13 protein-coding genes are annotated in these 16,225 nt (G+C 55.7%); 7 read left to right on the top strand and 6 right to left on the bottom strand.

Going from position 1 to position 16,225, the window contains the following annotated elements; translation table 11 throughout:
• The first annotated feature begins 1 nt into the window (after position 1).
• The 6 genes from ACFOWX_RS05135 to ACFOWX_RS05110 all read left to right on the top strand — a co-directional run bounded on the left by ACFOWX_RS05135 (position 2) and on the right by ACFOWX_RS05110 (position 7,166).
• Positions 2-1,156, top strand: coding sequence for an O-antigen ligase family protein (locus ACFOWX_RS05135; protein WP_381421970.1), 1,155 nt, complete (start codon positions 2-4; stop codon positions 1,154-1,156).
• Positions 1,153-2,157 (top strand): SDR family NAD(P)-dependent oxidoreductase, encoded by a 1,005-nt coding sequence (locus ACFOWX_RS05130; RefSeq protein ID WP_381421968.1) that lies wholly within the window; start codon positions 1,153-1,155, stop codon positions 2,155-2,157. Before ACFOWX_RS05135 ends, ACFOWX_RS05130 begins: the two co-directional genes overlap by 4 nt.
• A gap of 71 nt (positions 2,158-2,228) precedes the next feature.
• Complete coding sequence (locus ACFOWX_RS05125) at positions 2,229-3,530, top strand: UDP-glucose dehydrogenase family protein (protein WP_381421966.1); 1,302 nt, start codon at positions 2,229-2,231, stop codon at positions 3,528-3,530.
• Positions 3,531-3,619: 89 nt separating this feature from the next.
• Complete coding sequence (gene cysD / locus ACFOWX_RS05120) at positions 3,620-4,531, top strand: sulfate adenylyltransferase subunit CysD (RefSeq protein ID WP_381421964.1); 912 nt, start codon at positions 3,620-3,622, stop codon at positions 4,529-4,531.
• Positions 4,531-6,429 (top strand): sulfate adenylyltransferase subunit CysN, encoded by a 1,899-nt coding sequence (cysN, locus tag ACFOWX_RS05115; RefSeq protein WP_381421962.1) that lies wholly within the window; start codon positions 4,531-4,533, stop codon positions 6,427-6,429. Before cysD ends, cysN begins: the two co-directional genes overlap by 1 nt.
• Positions 6,426-7,166 carry a 3'(2'),5'-bisphosphate nucleotidase CysQ gene (locus ACFOWX_RS05110; protein ID WP_381421960.1) on the top strand — a complete coding sequence of 247 codons (741 nt, stop codon included), beginning with the start codon at positions 6,426-6,428 and terminating at the stop codon, positions 7,164-7,166. The genes cysN and ACFOWX_RS05110 overlap by 4 nt, the downstream gene beginning before the upstream one ends.
• Positions 7,167-7,493: 327 nt before the next feature.
• On the opposite strand, the gene ACFOWX_RS05105 is transcribed toward ACFOWX_RS05110, so the two are convergent.
• Positions 7,494-9,368: an ABC-F family ATP-binding cassette domain-containing protein gene (locus tag ACFOWX_RS05105; RefSeq protein WP_381421958.1), complete on the bottom strand. Its 1,875-nt coding sequence runs from the start codon at positions 9,366-9,368 to the stop codon at positions 7,494-7,496.
• Positions 9,369-9,461: 93 nt separating this feature from the next.
• Between ACFOWX_RS05105 and ACFOWX_RS05100 the strand changes: the two genes are divergently transcribed.
• On the top strand, positions 9,462-11,021 hold the full coding sequence (locus ACFOWX_RS05100) for a fatty acid--CoA ligase (protein WP_381421956.1): 1,560 nt from the start codon (positions 9,462-9,464) through the stop codon (positions 11,019-11,021).
• 16 nt (positions 11,022-11,037) lie between these two features.
• Here the strand turns inward: ACFOWX_RS05100 and ACFOWX_RS05095 are convergent, their stop codons facing one another.
• From ACFOWX_RS05095 to gcvT, 5 genes are read right to left on the bottom strand one after another with little or no spacing between them, the layout of a single operon-like run.
• The gene (locus tag ACFOWX_RS05095; RefSeq protein ID WP_381421954.1) at positions 11,038-11,679 is read right to left on the bottom strand and encodes a DUF938 domain-containing protein; all 642 of its coding nucleotides are present in this window, start codon (positions 11,677-11,679) and stop codon (positions 11,038-11,040) included.
• The gene (gene gcvPB, locus ACFOWX_RS05090; RefSeq protein WP_381421952.1) at positions 11,676-13,295 is read right to left on the bottom strand and encodes an aminomethyl-transferring glycine dehydrogenase subunit GcvPB; all 1,620 of its coding nucleotides are present in this window, start codon (positions 13,293-13,295) and stop codon (positions 11,676-11,678) included. Before gcvPB ends, ACFOWX_RS05095 begins: the two co-directional genes overlap by 4 nt.
• Complete coding sequence (gene gcvPA / locus ACFOWX_RS05085) at positions 13,292-14,650, bottom strand: aminomethyl-transferring glycine dehydrogenase subunit GcvPA (RefSeq protein ID WP_381421950.1); 1,359 nt, start codon at positions 14,648-14,650, stop codon at positions 13,292-13,294. The genes gcvPB and gcvPA overlap by 4 nt, the downstream gene beginning before the upstream one ends.
• A gap of 57 nt (positions 14,651-14,707) precedes the next feature.
• A complete protein-coding gene (gene gcvH / locus ACFOWX_RS05080; RefSeq protein ID WP_381421949.1) occupies positions 14,708-15,079 on the bottom strand; it encodes a glycine cleavage system protein GcvH in 372 nt (123 codons plus the stop codon).
• Entirely contained in the window at positions 15,076-16,188 is a 1,113-nt protein-coding gene (gene gcvT / locus ACFOWX_RS05075) for a glycine cleavage system aminomethyltransferase GcvT (protein WP_381424916.1), read from the bottom strand. The genes gcvH and gcvT overlap by 4 nt, the downstream gene beginning before the upstream one ends.
• Positions 16,189-16,225 lie beyond the last annotated feature (37 nt).

Genomic DNA, 16,225 nt, shown 5'->3' with positions numbered 1-16,225 from the left:
AATGACCGGCGGCTGGTTCGCGATGCGCCATTTTTCGATACCAGCAATGATCGGGGAAATATGTGTGATCGTCATCGCGCTGCGTTGCGGGATGCTGCCCAGCAAGTTTATCTCGGCGATGGGAAAATCCGCAAAACTCCTGCTAGGCGTATGGGCGATATTAGCAATTTTCAGCAGTTTGGTCATTGCACAGGATCATGCGACTTCCCTCCTGACGCTGTTACGGTTTATGCTCCACGGTTTGTTTCTGGCAGCCCTGATCCACTTGATACGGAACGGCAAGGGATTTGATCCCAACATCTGGTTTTTGATTATAACGGCCGGGATATTGGGTTATATTATGACCTTGACTGCATTTGCTCTAACGGTTCCGGATCCAGCAAATTTCCCTTGGATGTTGCGGCTTCCGTCGGCAACCAACATACGTCAAATTGCCAATATTATCGCCATCCCTGCTCTTGCTCCTTTTGCGTTACTCTTTTTTGGTAATGACAAATATCGTTGGCGCTATGGGGCCGCGATTTTTCTGATTACGATGTTCATCGCTTGGAGCGGCAGCCGTGGCGCATTATTTGGCATGGTAACTGGTATTTTAGCATCGCTTTTCATTATGCGAAAATGTCCCGCTCTGCGGCAATTGGCTGCGGCGGCTATCTGCTTTTTAGGCGGATTGGCGGCATCATTAACTCTACCGTTACCAAACGCCTCGTTCGGGTTATTTCGTTTTGCCGATAAGCTCCAGGCACCCGGAAATGTGACCAGTGGCCGCATGGAAATTTGGATGAACACTATCACAGAGATTGGCAGAGCCCCCTGGGCCGGGCATGGCGCTGGTACCTTTAACGCCAATATGAACGCTGCCTACGGTATTGACTTTAATCATCCTCACAATTTCATCCTTCAGTTCACTTATGATTGGGGCGTGATTGGAGCAGCATCCGCGGGCGGCTTAATGATATTATTTATGTTGGCCATCCTGAAACGCAGCAGTAAGACTCCGCTGTCTGGATATGCCGGATTAGCAGGATTTTTGACGCTGATAACAATCGCAATGGTCGACGGGGCGCTTTTCTATCCATTGACAATAATCATGGCGTTGACGATGGTCGCCCCCATATTTGTAACCGTCAAACAATCGGATTATAGCGGCCAGTGACCAAATCCTCCATCCTTGTCACCGGCTGCGCGGGGTTTATCGGCTATCATATATGCCACCGGCTATTGTCTGATGGACGCGCGGTCGTGGGTATCGACAATCTGAATGATTATTACGATCCCCAGCTGAAGCTGGACCGGTTAACTCAATTGGAAAAATTGGGCGGCGATTTTACGTTTTTGAAATGTGACTTTGCCGATCATGAAGCATTAGAAACAGCGCTTGCACCTCATAAATTCGATCACATCATCCATCTGGGTGCGCAAGCCGGCGTGCGATATTCGCTGGAAAATCCGCGGGCCTATATACAGGCCAATCTGGTCGGTCATTTAAATATACTGGAATTGGCCCGCCACCGGGGGACGGAACACATGGTCTATGCCTCTTCGTCGAGCGTGTATGGCCAAAATGCCAAAATCCCGTTCAGCGTAACGGACCGAGTGGATCAACCCGTTTCCCTCTATGCCGCGACAAAAAAGTCGGATGAACTGATTAGCGAAAGCTACGCCCATCTGTACCGCATCCCGCTCACCGGATTGCGGTTCTTCACCGTCTATGGCCCTTGGGGCCGACCGGAAATGGCGCCTTGGCTGTTTACCGAGGCGATATTGAACAACAAACCGATCAAAGTTTTCAACCATGGCAAAATGCGCCGCGATTTCACCTATATCGACGATATTGTAGGCGGATTGCTGGCGGTATTGGGCAACCACCCGCGCGACGATGGGGTCATCAAGCCTGGAGGCAGCCAATCCCCGCATGCGATCTACAATATCGGCAATAATCAGGCGGAGGAATTGGGACGGTTTATTGAGATTATTGAACAATCATGCGGCAAAATAGCGGAAAAGGTCATGATGGATATGCAAGCCGGTGACGTTCCCGCGACCTATGCCGATATTGAGGATATCAGCCGCGATATGGGTTACCAGCCGCGCACCAGCATCGACACGGGTATTCCGGCTTTCGTCAACTGGTATCGCAGCTATAAAGGCCTTTGATAGGCTTGCCGAAAAGCGCCAAGCTTCCTAAAGCGCAACCACCCTATTATTGAAAAACAGATTGGTACATTATGAAAATCGCAATGATTGGATCGGGATATGTCGGCCTTGTTTCGGGGGCGTGTTTCGCCGACTTTGGACATCAGGTCATTTGCGTCGATAAAGATGAAAGCAAAATCGCTCGGCTGAATGACAATATCATGCCGATATATGAACCGGGCCTCGACAATCTGGTAAAAACCAATGTCGATGCGGGGCGACTGAGTTTCTCAACTGATCTGGCGGCCTCTGTGAAAGGGTGCGACGCCGTCTTTATCGCTGTCGGAACACCGTCGCGCCGGGGGGATGGCCATGCAGATTTAAGCTATGTCTATGCCGCTTCCGAAGAATTGGCCGGGGCCATTGATCCAAAAACCGTCATTGTAACCAAATCGACTGTACCAGTAGGAACAGGCGATGAGGTGGAGCGGATTATTAAAGAAGCCAATCCATCACTGGAATTTGCTGTTGTATCTAATCCCGAATTTTTGCGTGAAGGCGCGGCCATTGGTGATTTCAAACGCCCCGACCGAATTGTCGTCGGCAGCGAAGAAGACTGGGCCAAAGACGTTATGCACGCCATATACAGGCCGCTATTCCTAAATGAATCGCCGATATTATTTACCAGCCGCCGGTCGTCGGAACTGATTAAATATGCGGCGAATGCATTTCTCGCGACCAAGATCACATTCATCAATGAAATGGCAGATTTATGCGAAAAATTGGGTGCTAACGTCCAAGATGTATCGCGCGGAATCGGTCTCGATGGACGGATCGGCGCAAAATTCCTGCATGCGGGCCCCGGCTACGGCGGCAGCTGTTTTCCCAAAGACACGTTGGCGCTTTTGAAAACCGCGCAGGATAATGAAAGTCCGGTACGAATCGTCTCTGCGGTCGTCGAAGCGAATGATTTGCGTAAACGCGCGATGGGCCGAAAAGTCATCGCAGCCATGGGCGGCGATGCCCGCGGTAAAAAAGTCGCGCTGCTTGGTTTGACCTTTAAACCCAATACCGATGACATGCGTGATGCACCGTCGATAGCCATTGTGCAAACCTTGCTGGATGCAGGCGCTCATATTGCCGCACATGACCCCGAAGGCATGGAAGAAGCCGCGAAAATCATGCCTGAAGTCGAAATGGTAAATAGCGCCTATGACGCGGTCGCCGATGCAGATGCAGTAGCGATTGTTACGGAATGGGATGCCTATCGTGCGCTGGATCTTCAAAAATTACGCAGCGTTATGAAAGGCAAGGCCTTGATCGATATGCGTAACATTTACAATCAAGCACAGGCCGAAGAAGCTGGTTTTAGCTATAGCAGCATCGGACGATAGCCTTACCACCGCCCGGCAAAGTTAAACTAACAAGTGGCAAAGCCATTTCTGCTTGTCGCCGATAGCGAGAGGCGGCAATGACCGGGAATATGACTCAGACACTGACCCACTTGCAGCGGCTTGAAGCCGAGAGCATCCATATCATGCGTGAAGTCGTAGCGCAGGCTGAAAAGCCAGTTATGATGTATTCCGTGGGCAAGGATAGCGCGGTTATGCTGCACCTTGCCCGGAAAGCCTTTTATCCCAGCCCGCCGCCATTTCCTTTACTCCATGTCGATACCACTTGGAAATTTCAGGACATGTACCGGTTGCGCGACAAAATGGCTGCGGAATCGGGTATGGAACTGTTGGTCTATCAAAATCCAGAAGCCCACGAGCGCGGTATCAATCCATTCGACCATGGCGCTCTTCACACCGATATGTGGAAAACCGAAGGCTTAAAACAGGCGCTCGATAAATATGGCTTTGATGCGGCCTTTGGCGGAGCACGGCGCGATGAGGAAAAAAGCCGGGCAAAGGAACGCGTTTTCAGCTTTCGGTCGGCCAATCACCGGTGGGATCCCAAAAATCAGCGCCCCGAACTTTGGAACCTGTATAATGCGCGCAAGGCAAAGGGCGAGAGCATACGTGTGTTCCCCATCTCCAATTGGACCGAGCTCGATATTTGGCAATATATTCAGTTAGAAGATATTCCCATTGTACCGCTCTATTTCGCCGCACGGCGTCCAACCTACGTCCATGAAGGACAGCTATTTATGGCGGACGATATTGAACGGTTGGAGCGTGTGATGGGGCAAATGCCTGAGATTACCGAGCGCTCGGTGCGGTTCCGCACGTTGGGATGCTTCCCGCTGACCGGGGCGGTGGAAAGCGAAGCGGCAACTCTATCCGAAGTGATCCAAGAAATGCTGCTGACCACGACATCCGAACGGCAAGGCCGCGTGATTGACCATGACCAGGCCGCAAGTATGGAGAAGAAGAAGCAGGAGGGCTATTTCTGATGTCATCCTCGTATCAAACCGAAGAATTGATTGCGTCCGATATCGATGCCTATCTCGAACAGCATCAGCATAAATCTCTGCTCCGCTTCATCACCTGCGGCAGCGTTGATGACGGCAAATCGACGCTGATTGGACGGTTGCTCTATGACAGCAAAATGATCTTTGAAGACCAGCTGGCGGCATTGGAGGCCGACAGCAAACGGGTCGGTACACAAGGTCAGGAGATTGACTTTGCTCTTCTCGTCGATGGTTTGGCGGCGGAGCGCGAGCAAGGTATCACGATCGATGTCGCTTACCGTTTTTTCTCCACCGAAAAGCGCAAATTTATCGTCGCTGATACGCCGGGGCATGAGCAATATACCCGCAATATGGTCACCGGCGCGTCAACCGCCGATCTTGCTATTATCTTGATTGACGCGCGCAAAGGCGTGCTGACGCAAACCCGGCGGCACAGCTATCTGGCGCATTTGCTCGGTATCCGCAACATCGTGCTGGCGGTCAACAAAATGGATTTGGTCGATTATAGTCAGCAGGTTTTTGACGACATTGTCGCCGATTACCGCGAATTTGCGAATAGCATCGGTATCGCTGATTTTACCGCTATGCCAATTTCGGGTTTTAAGGGCGATAATATCACCGCCCCCTCGCCCAATACCCCTTGGTATTCCGGGCCTTCACTGGTTCCACATCTTGAAAATGTTGAGATTAACGTCGATGCGGATCAGGCGAAGCCTTTTCGGATGGCGGTGCAGTGGGTCAATCGGCCCAATCTGGATTTCCGGGGTTTCTCTGGTCAGATTGCTAGCGGCGAAGTTGCCAAAGGGGACGCGGTGCGTGTGGTGCCTTCGGGCAAGACAAGCCGGATCAGCCGCATCGTCACAATGGACGGCGACCTCGATAAAGCCGTTGCAGGTCAATCAGTTACGCTGTGCTTTGAAGATGAAATCGATTGCAGCAGAGGCGATGTTATCGCCGCCGCTCACAATCCGCCGCAAACCGCCGATCAGTTTGAGGCTAGTATCGTATGGATGTCCGACGATGATTTGATCCCGGGCCGTGCCTATCTGTTGAAGCTAGGCCCACAATTGGTCAGCGCAACCGTGAAAGAACCCAAATATAGTATAAATATCAACACGATGGATCATCTCGCCGCAAAGACACTGGACCTGAATGCCATTGGCGTTGCGGAGATTACCACCGACAAACCCATCGTTTTTGAAAGCTATGCCGCCTCCCGCAGCTTGGGCGGATTTATCCTGATTGATAAGGTTACCAATGCCACCGTTGGTGCCGGTATGCTCAATTTCTCCTTACGCCGCGCGCAAAATGTCCATTGGCAAGCGCTCGACGTTAGCCGCGAAGCCCATGCCAATTTGAAGAATCAGAAGCCCGCTGTGCTATGGTTTACTGGGCTTTCCGGCTCCGGCAAATCGACGATCGCCAATCTGGTTGAGAAAAAACTGCACCGGATGAACCGGCATACATTCTTGCTCGATGGTGACAATATCCGCCATGGACTGAATAAAGATCTGGGCTTTACCGAAGCCGACCGTATCGAAAATATCCGCCGCGTGGGCGAAGTGGCGAAGCTGATGGCCGATGCCGGATTGATCGTCGTCACTGCCTTCATCTCGCCGTTTCGCGCAGAACGGAAAATGGTACGCGACATGATGCAAAGCGGGGAATTTATCGAAATTTTCATCGACACCCCGCTGGCGGAGGCAGAGCGCCGCGATGTGAAGGGACTGTATAAAAAAGCACGGTCGGGCCAGCTGAAAAACTTTACTGGTATCGATAGCCCTTATGAAGTCCCGGAAAACCCAGAATTGCGGATAGACACGATGGCGATGACACCCGAACAAGCGGCGGATATGATCGTCGATCGGCTATTGGCATGACCATCGAAGAATCGGATGTCCGGCTCGCCGAACGGCTGGCGCGCGAGGCGGGCGAAATATTGCTGGCACTGCAAAATCAGGGGGACCTGTCTGGCAAGGAATTGGGCCAAGCCGGCGATGCACGTGCCAATGAATTGTTGATGCGCGAGCTGAAAATCGCTCGGCCCGAAGACGCGATATTATGCGAGGAGGAAAAAGACAGCGACGCGCGGCTATCGGCCAGCCGCGTGTGGATTGTCGATCCGCTGGACGGCACCCGCGAATATAGCGAGGGCCGCAGCGACTGGGCCGTCCATGTCGCGCTTTCCATTGGCGGCATTGCCACGGTGGGCGCGGTGGCCCTGCCCGCTTTGGACCTCACGCTTACCTCGGCTGGTCCGCCCAAGCTGAAAGCGCTGAACACACCCCTCAAAATGCTGGTCAGCCGTACGCGCCCCGCCGCCGAAGCCGTGGCGGTGGCCAAAATACTCGGCGCGGACCTATTGCCGATGGGCAGCGCAGGCGCCAAAGCGATGGCGGTGGTACGCGGTGAAGCGGATGTCTATTTGCATACCGGCGGCCAATATGAATGGGACAATTGCGCCCCCGTCGCCGTGGCCGAAGCCGCCGGCCTATATTGCGCCCGCATCGATGGGTCGCCGATGCGGTATAATGCGCCCGACGGCTACCTGCCCGACCTGGTCATTTGCCACCCAGAATTGGAAGATGCGGTCAAAGCCGCGATAGCAGCGTTGTAGGCTCCGGATCTGTAGCGGTTCGTTTAATTAGATTTTTGTTTAAGAACATAGTCACCCCCGCAAAGGCGGGGGTCCATCACCTAGGCTATAGGTTTATACTATAACCCCGCGCAAAATTCGGCATCTGCTGATGGGCCGACTTCACCGGCCAAATGGACGGCATGATCGTGCGTATGCCCGCCGAAAGCCGCAATATGCACGGGTTTAACCAGGGGGATTGCAGAAGATTGCCATTACCCTCACCCCGTCATTCCGAACTCGTTTCAGGGTGACGGGAGGCGGCAACTCAAACTCTTTGAGCTCAACCGACCGTCAGTCACATCACCTCTATTGGCTCAACACGTCGCTGGCTTCCATCCATCTCGCTTCGGCGGCATCGATTTGTTTTTGCACTTCACCGCGCAGCTGCGACAATTCGCTCATCGTGCGCTTTGCATCATCGCCTACGGCACTGGCAGGATCAAACATGGCGCGGTCAATTTCGGAGCGACGCTTGGTTAGCTTTTCCATTTCCGCTTCCACTGCATTCAATGTCTTGCGGGCGGTTTTTTGCGCCTCCCGTGCGGCAGCGGCCAGCCGCCGCTCCTCTTTCTTGTCGCGCTTAGCTGGTTTTGCCTTATCCCCGCCCGCTGATTTATCAGAACCGCTGAGGATGAAGTCGGTATAATCTTCCAGCGTTCCGGCAAATTCATTCGCTTCCCCGCTTTCGACCAACACCAGCCGGTCGGCGGTCATTTCGATCATATGCCGGTCGTGGCTGACAATCACAACGGCGCCGTCATAGGCATTGAGCGCCTGAACCAATGCTTCACGGGCATCGACGTCCAAATGGTTCGTGGGCTCGTCCAGGATCAGCATATGGGGCGCATCGCGGGTAATCAACGCCAGCGCAAGCCGCGCGCGTTCGCCGCCCGACAGCTTACCAACGAGCGTTTCTGCTTTTTGCCCGGAAAAGCCGAACCGGCCAAGCTGCGCCCGCACCGCACCGGGTGTTGCGCCCTTCATCTCCCGCGTCATATGCTCCAGCGGCGTGTCACCTGTGTCCAGCTCCTCCACCTGATATTGCGTGAAATAGCCGACCCGCATTTTACCCGAAACCGCAATATTGCCCTCCATCGGCGGCAATTGCGCGGCAATTAGCCGGGCCAATGTTGTCTTTCCATTGCCGTTGCGGCCCAACAACGCCACCCGCTCATCCGGGTCGATGCGCAGGTTGAGCCGCTGCAACACCGGCTGACCGGGCGTATAGCCAACCGCCGCAAGGTCCAGCGTCACCAATGGCGGTTTTAATTCGTCCGGGCTGGGAAAATCAAAAGTGAGCGACGGGTCTTCGGCAGCAGCAGCAATCGGCTGCATTTTTGCGAGTGCCTTGGCCCGGCTTTGCGCTTGCTTTGCCGTCGATGCACGGGCGCTGTTGCGTGCGATATAATCCTGCAGCTTTGCGCGCTGCGCCTCTTGCGCGGCCCTTGCCGATTCCAGTTGCGCCAGCCGTTCGGCCCGCTGCTTTTCAAAGGCATCATATCCGCCGACATAAAGCGTCGTCTTGCCGCCCTCCAGATGGCAGATATGATCCACTACATTGTTCAGCAAGTCGCGTTCGTGGCTGATCAAAACCATCGTTGCCCGCGTGCTTTTCAAAAAATTTTCCAGCCACATCGTCGCTTCTAAATCGAGGTGGTTCGAAGGTTCATCGAGCAATAATATATCTGGCTCCGAAAAAAGCAGCGCGGCAAGCGCAACCCGCATTTTCCAACCACCCGAATAGCTGTCGAGCGGCCGGTGCTGCATTTCTTCGTCAAAGCCCAGCCCGACCAATATGCGGGCGGCGCGCGCGGGCGCGGTATGCGCGTCAATCGCAATCAACCGTTCATGAATATCGGCAATGCGGTGATGGTCATCGCTACCTTCTTCCTCGGCCAGCAATGCAGCGCGTTCGGTATCGGCGGCCAGCACGGCTTCAAACGGCGTTTGGTCACCGGCTGGTGCCTCTTGCGCAATATAGCCAATCCGCGCCGTTTTCGGCATTTCGATGCTGCCATCATCGGGTTCAGACAAGCCGGCAATCACTTTCATCAAGGTTGTTTTGCCCGCACCATTGCGCCCGATCAGGCCGACGCGCGCGCCCGTCGGCAGCGCAGCGGTCGCGCGTTCCAATATAGTGCGCCCGCCAAGACGCACGGTGATTCCCGAAATATTCAGCATGGTTTGAGCGCGTAGCCGAGCAGGCTGTGCGTTGCAATGCGCTCTGGCGCTGTAAATGAATTTATGTATGCTCGATTTCCAGAGGAGAAAATCATGATTGCTGAGAAATTGCCATTTCTGTCATTTGACGAATTTATCCGCCATTGGGCCGCCGATCGTCCGAATAGCCCCGCGTTGACCGAAGAAGACAGGGTGTGGACCTTTAGCGATCTCGAACGGCGCACCGCGCAGGTCGCGGGGATGCTTCAGCATTTGGGGTTGGAAAAAGGCGACCGGATTGCCTGGGCCGGGAAAAATAGCGACCTTTACTTCACGTTATTTTACGGCGCGGCGCGGATGGGCGTTGTCATGGTGCCAGTGGGGTGGCGGCTTGCGCCTGCCGAATGGGCCTTCATCATCAATGATACCGGTGCCAAAGCGGTCTTTACCGGACGCGGGTTTGACGGCGCGCTGGACTCCATTCGCGAACAGACGCCCGGTGTCGGCCATATCATCCCGGCGGAGACAGCCGAGCAAATGATCACAAGCATCACGCCCGCAGAATTCGAGCCCAGCGGCCATGATGATCCGGTTTTGCAGCTTTACACCAGCGGCACCACCGGCAATCCGAAAGGAGCCGTGCTGTCCAATCGCAACCTATTTGCGCTCAGGCTCAACGATAATTACGGCGACATCGCCTATTTGCAGCTGGCCGATGATGAAGTAATATTGATCGCCATGCCCTGCGCCCATATTGGCGGAACCGGGCTTGGCGTCATGGCCATTGCGGCGGGATTGCCTGGCCATGTGCTTGATGAATTTACGCCAGATGGATTTTTCGATGCGGTGGAAAATAACGGCATCACCCGGTTATTCATTGTGCCCGCGGCGCTGCAAATGTTGATCAACCATCCGCGCTGCAAGATGGTGGATTATAGCAGGCTGAAATATATCCTATATGGCGCGGCGCCCATCCCGCTCGAACTGCTGCGCCAATGTTTGGCGATATTTGGCAGCGAATTTATTCAAGTTTACGGCATGACCGAAACAACGGGCACGATTATCTGCCTGCCGCCGGAGGACCATGATCCGCAGGGTAATGACCGGATGCGCGCCGCCGGAAAGGCGTTGCCGGGCGTGGAATTGAAAATTGCGGATGACGCAGGCAACGAAGTGCCGCGCGGCACCGTTGGCGAGTTAATGACCCGCTCGTCCAATAATATGCTCGGCTATTGGAACCTGCCCGACGAAACGCGCAGCACCATGGGACAAGATGGATGGATCCGCACCGGCGATGCCGCCTATATGGATGATGACGGCTATGTCTTCATCCACGACAGGGTGAAGGATATGATCATATCGGGCGGCGAAAATGTCTATCCGGCACAGGTCGAAAGCGCGATTTACGGCCATCCAGATATATTGGAGGTCGCCGTAATCGGCATCCCTGATCAAAAATGGGGCGAAGCGGTGAAGGCGGTCTGTGTGCCCAAAGCGGGCCATGAGATCGATCCGGACAGTGTGATCGCGTGGACCCGTGAGCGGCTGGCGGGATTTAAGGTGCCCAAGTCGGTCGATGTGATCGGCGCCCTGCCCCGCAACGCATCGGGCAAAATATTACGCAAAGACCTGCGCGCGCCTTATTGGGCGGGCTATGACCGGCAGGTTAACTGATCGCCCACAGGGGCGGTCAAGCCCCGCGCCGGAAAATCAGGCTGAGATTATTGGCGGGCATTTCGGTCCGCTGATCCAGCGTCAGGCCATGCTCGGCGGCGAGCGCGGTGATTTGCTCCAGCGACCGCAGGCCCCAGCGCGGATCGCGGCTTTTTAACGATTGATCAAATTCGGCATTACTCGGCGCCAGCGGCACAGCCGCTTCGATAAACGGACCATAAAGATAGAGCGGCGCGCCCGGCGGCAATATCCGCCCCGCCCCGCGCATCAGGCCCGCTGCAGCTTCGATGGGCGCGATATGGACCATGTTGATGCAGATGATCGCGTCCGCCCCCACCACTGGCCAATCCTGCGCCGCCGCATCCAATTGCAACGCGGGCGCGATATTGGTCAGCGCCGCTTCCAACTGCCAAGCGGCTATCGACGCGAGCGCCAGCGGATCGGGATCGCTGGGTTGCCATTGCAGGGCGGGAAATAACGCAGCGAAATGGACGATATGCTCGCCCGTTCCGCTCGCAATTTCCAGCACGCGGCCCTTGGCGGGCAATATTGGCCGCAGAATATCGGCTATCGCGTCCCGGTTGCGCAAAGTGGCAGGAGCAAAGCGTTTCGCCTCCCCGCTTTCGTCAAAGACAAAGGGGCGGGGCCCGCCGCTCACTCCGCTGCGACCGCTTGCTCCGGTTCTTGCCATACCAGCACGGGTTTACGCGCAGCCTGTGTTTCGTCGAGCCGGCGGCGCGGGGCAAAATGCGGTGCGGATCTGAGCGATGCATCGCCTTTCTTTGCGCGGCTGACGACGCTGCGCATTGCTCCGATAAACTGATCCATCACCGCCTTGCTTTCCGTTTCGGTCGGCTCCACCAACATTGCGCCGTGCACCACCAGCGGGAAATAGACCGTCATGGGGTGATAGCCCTCGTCGATCAGGCCCTTGGCAATGTCGAGCGTTGAAAAGCCCTCGGCCAGTCCCTTATCGCTAAACAAGGCTTCGTGCATACATGGCCCGGACGCCGCGAACGGCGCGTCCAAAACATCTTCCAGACTGCGCAGCAGATAGTTGGCGTTGAGCACTGCATCTTCCGCCACTTGCCGCAGGCCATCGGCGCCATGGCTCATAATATAGGATAGCGCCCGCGTGAACATGCCCATTTGCCCATGGAATGCGGTCATCCGGCCAAAGCTTTGCCCATGATGCTGTCCGGCAATTTCCTCTTCGATCAGGATATATTGATCGCCCTGCTTTTCGACAAAAGGAAGCGGCGCAAAAGGCGCGAGCGCTTTCGATAAAACGACAGGGCCGCTGCCCGGACCGCCGCCGCCATGCGGGGTGCTGAATGTTTTATGCAGGTTGATATGCATCGCATCGACGCCCAAATCGCCCGGACGCACCCGCCCGACAATCGCATTGAAATTCGCGCCATCGCAATAAACAAAGCCGCCCGCCGCGTGGACAAGATCAGAAATAGTCTTAAGATCACGCTCGAACAGTCCGCAAGTATTGGGATTTGTTATCATCACAGCAGCCACATCAGGCCCCAGCCGCGCCTTCAACGCCTCCAGGTCCACCCGTCCTTCGGGGGTCGCTGGGATATTTTCGGTTTCATATCCGGCAAAGGCCGCAGTCGCTGGATTGGTGCCATGTGCGCTTTCGGGGCACAGGACCACCGAACGCGCATCGCCGCGTGCCTCCAATGCCGCACGTATCGCCAAAATACCGCAAAGCTCGCCATGCGCGCCCGCCTTGGGCGACATCGCGACGCTTTCCATCCCGGTCAGGGTGACGAGCCAATGGGCCAATTGGTGAATCACCGCCAACGCGCCCTGCACGCTTTGCACCGGCGCGAGCGGGTGAACATCGGCAAAACCCTTCATCCGCGCCACTTTTTCATTGAGGCGCGGGTTATGCTTCATCGTGCAGCTGCCCAATGGGAAAAAGCCCAGATCGATGGCGTAATTTTGGCGGCTGAGCCGGGTATAATGGCGCACTGTCTCTGGCTCGGACAGTCCCGGCAGGCCAATGTCGCGATTGCGTTCCAACCCGCCGAGCCTGTTCCCCTCCCGCCTGCGGGAGGGGTTAGGGCTTTCTCGCCCACCCCCGGCCCCTCCCGCAGGCGGGAGGGGAGAAATATCAACGCCGGTCGTTTGCATGCTACCAATCTCAAAAATCAGCGCTTCTTCGAGCATCAGCGCCCGGTTGCCGGTGTAAGTCATCGGCGCTGCCGATCCCGCCTCACCCATTTCAGGACGCCAGCCGCTTTCGTTGATACCGCTCATGCCAACAACTCCTCTAAATTCTGCGCCAACGCCTCGATCCCCTCTTCGGTGGCAAGTTCGGTCACAGCGATCAGCAACCCGTTTTCCAGTGCTGCCTCACCCGGATATAACCGGCCCAGCGACACACCGCCGAGGATTTTTCGGTCGGCCAAATCGCGGACAATGTCCCGAGACGGTTTATTAAGTTTCACCGTAAATTCGTTGAAAAAGCTTTTATTTATGACCTCGACACCATCAATCTGCGCCAAACGGTCGGCGGTTTGCACGGCGAGGCCATGATTGAGCGTCGCAAGATCGCGAAGTCCCTTTTCACCCAGCAAAGTCATATGCACGCTGAAGGCCAATGCGCACAGCCCGCTATTGGTGCAGATATTCGATGTCGCTTTTTCGCGGCGAATATGCTGTTCACGGGTCGATAGCGTCAGGACAAAGCCGCGTTTGCCCTCGGCATCGACCGTTTCCCCGCACAGGCGGCCGGGCATTTGCCGGACAAATTTTTGCTTACAGGCAAATAACCCCACATAAGGTCCACCAAATTGCAGGCCGACACCAATCGATTGCCCTTCACCCACGACAATATCCGCGCCCATTTCGCCCGGCGACTTAATCGCGCCCAAAGCCACTGGCTCCGTCACCACCGCGATCAGCAGAGCGCCATATTCATGCGCTTTTGCGGCGATGGCGGACATATCCTCTATCCGTCCTAATATATCGGGATATTGCACCACGACGCAGCTGGTGTCGCCGTCGATTGCCGCCAATAGCCGGTCTGCATCACCTTGCGCCGTCATTTCGGGCTGGGCCGAAAGCAAGGTATCGCCGGTGAAACGCGCCATGGTGCCCGCGACGCTGACATAATGGGGATGGAGGCCGGATGACAGCACTGCCTTGCTGCGTTTCGTCACGCGTCCCGCCATGCTGATCGCTTCCCAGCATGCCGTCGAACCATCATACATCGATGCGTTGGCCACATCGCAGCCAAATAGCCGCGCGACCTGTGTCTGAAACTCAAACAGCATTTGCAGCGTGCCTTGCGCAATTTCGGGCTGATACGGGGTGTAAGCGGTCAGGAATTCTCCGCGTTGAATGATATGGTCAACGCTGGCCGGAACATGATGCTTATAGGCCCCTGCGCCCAGAAAGAAGGGATGATGCCCCGCCGCCATATTTTGACGGGCCAATGCGGAGAAATGCCGCTCGACCGCCATTTCACTGGCATGCATGGGCAATCCTTCGATCGGCCCAGACAGCCGCGCAGTTTCGGGTACATCCACGAACAGGTCATCTATATTCTTTGCGCCAATCACGCCCAGCATCGCGCTGCGGTCGGTATCGGTCAGGGGTAAATAACGCATTTTCAATTCCTTATGGGTGATTATTCAAACAATATCGAATAATATCCGCCCTTCCTATTACAGCCCGTCAACAAATGCCTTATACGCATCTGCACTCATCAAACCTTCCAGCTCCGACGGATCGCTCAGCGTCAGTTTGAAGAACCAGCCTTCGCCTTCGGGATCGCTATTGACCAGTGCCGGGTCGCCTTCCAGCGCGTCATTCCCCTCCAGCACTTCACCGCTGACCGGCGCGTAGACGTCGGATGCGGCCTTTACCGATTCGACCACTGCAGCATCGCCGCCTTTTTTCAGCTGTGTGCCGGATGCGGGAACCTCTGCAAAAACAATATCGCCTAATTGTTCCTGGGCATAATCGGTAATGCCAACGGTGGCGACATCGCCGTCCACATCAATCCATTCATGTTCTTCGGTAAAATAGCGGCTCATTGGGCTTTTCCTCTTCTGTGATAATTATGAGCGATGAAAGGCATTTTGGCGACGGTCACGGCAATTCGCTTACCTCGCACCTCCGCCTCTAATTCGGTGCCCGCTTGGCTATGCGCGGTTGCGACATAGCCCATGGCGATGGGCGCGCCAACGGAGGGGGCAAAACCGCCCGATGTCATCACGCCGACCTGATTGCCCTCTGCGAATATCGGCGCTCCTTCGCGCACTGGCATACGGCCTTCCACGGCAAAGCCCACGCGTTTCTTGTCAGCACCATCCGTCAACGCTGCCAATATCCGCTCGCACCCGCAAAATCCGCCCTCTGCGCGGCGGGTTTTAGATATCGCAAAGGCCAGATCGCCCTGCACCGGATCAATCGCGGGATCAAGATCATGCCCGTAAAGCGGCAGCCCCGCCTCCAGCCGCAGCGAATCGCGCGCGCCAAGGCCGATGGGCTTAACCTCCGGCTGCTCACACAGCGCCTCGGTCAATTGCTGCACAATATCGGCGGGGACGGAGATTTCAAAACCATCCTCGCCCGTATAGCCCGAACGGCTGATCCACAGGGGGTGCTCGCCCCAAATGAAGCTGTCTGCTTCCATAAAATACAGGCCCGCCGCGCGTGGGATCAGGCGAGCGAGCGCATCCACCGCCTTTGGCCCTTGCAGCGCCAATAGCGCCCGGTCATCCATATAATTGATGGTAACTTCATCGGGTAACTCACTGCGAAGATAGCCCATATCTTCGTGTTTCACTGCGCCGTTGACGACCAGATACAAACCCATCGGCGTGTTGGTCACCATCATATCGTCCAAGATCCCGCCATCCTCGGCCAGCAGCAGCGAGTAGCGCATTCGCCCTTCGCCCAGCGCGCTGATATCGCCAGGGACCAACCGTTCCAGCGCCTGCGCCGCGCCATCGCCCGACAGCATCAACTGCCCCATATGCGATACATCGAACAGTCCAGCATTGGTCCGCGTCCAGCTATGTTCGGCCATGATACCTTCATATTGGATCGGCATATGATAGCCCGCAAACTCGACCATCCGCGCGCCCTGCGCCCGGTGCCAGTCATTTAAGGGCAGATCGAGTATTTCGATGGGAGGCATTTCATCGTAGTCGTGCACATCATTCTCCGGGCATAAG

This window comes from Sphingorhabdus arenilitoris (assembly GCF_042651485.1).
Lineage (GTDB): Bacteria > Pseudomonadota > Alphaproteobacteria > Sphingomonadales > Sphingomonadaceae > Sphingorhabdus_B > Sphingorhabdus_B arenilitoris.
The sequence above is the reverse complement of the archived record's forward strand: the minus strand, read 5'-3'. Positions and strand labels throughout refer to the sequence as shown.

What these genes read in the sequence shown, in the direction of transcription:
- ACFOWX_RS05110 (WP_381421960.1), top strand. Translation starts at nt 6,426, where the DNA reads ATGACCATCGAAGAATCGGATGTCCGGCTCGCCGAACGGCTGGCGCGC.
- ACFOWX_RS05105 (WP_381421958.1), bottom strand. Translation starts at nt 9,368, where the DNA reads ATGCTGAATATTTCGGGAATCACCGTGCGTCTTGGCGGGCGCACTATA.
- gcvPA (WP_381421950.1), bottom strand. Translation starts at nt 14,650, where the DNA reads ATGCGTTATTTACCCCTGACCGATACCGACCGCAGCGCGATGCTGGGC.
- cysN (WP_381421962.1), top strand. Translation starts at nt 4,531, where the DNA reads ATGTCATCCTCGTATCAAACCGAAGAATTGATTGCGTCCGATATCGAT.
- gcvH (WP_381421949.1), bottom strand. Translation starts at nt 15,079, where the DNA reads ATGAGCCGCTATTTTACCGAAGAACATGAATGGATTGATGTGGACGGC.
- gcvPB (WP_381421952.1), bottom strand. Translation starts at nt 13,295, where the DNA reads ATGAGCGGTATCAACGAAAGCGGCTGGCGTCCTGAAATGGGTGAGGCG.
- ACFOWX_RS05135 (WP_381421970.1), top strand. Translation starts at nt 2, where the DNA reads ATGACCGGCGGCTGGTTCGCGATGCGCCATTTTTCGATACCAGCAATG.
- ACFOWX_RS05100 (WP_381421956.1), top strand. Translation starts at nt 9,462, where the DNA reads ATGATTGCTGAGAAATTGCCATTTCTGTCATTTGACGAATTTATCCGC.
- ACFOWX_RS05125 (WP_381421966.1), top strand. Translation starts at nt 2,229, where the DNA reads ATGAAAATCGCAATGATTGGATCGGGATATGTCGGCCTTGTTTCGGGG.
- cysD (WP_381421964.1), top strand. Translation starts at nt 3,620, where the DNA reads ATGACTCAGACACTGACCCACTTGCAGCGGCTTGAAGCCGAGAGCATC.
- gcvT (WP_381424916.1), bottom strand. Translation starts at nt 16,188, where the DNA reads ATGCCTCCCATCGAAATACTCGATCTGCCCTTAAATGACTGGCACCGG.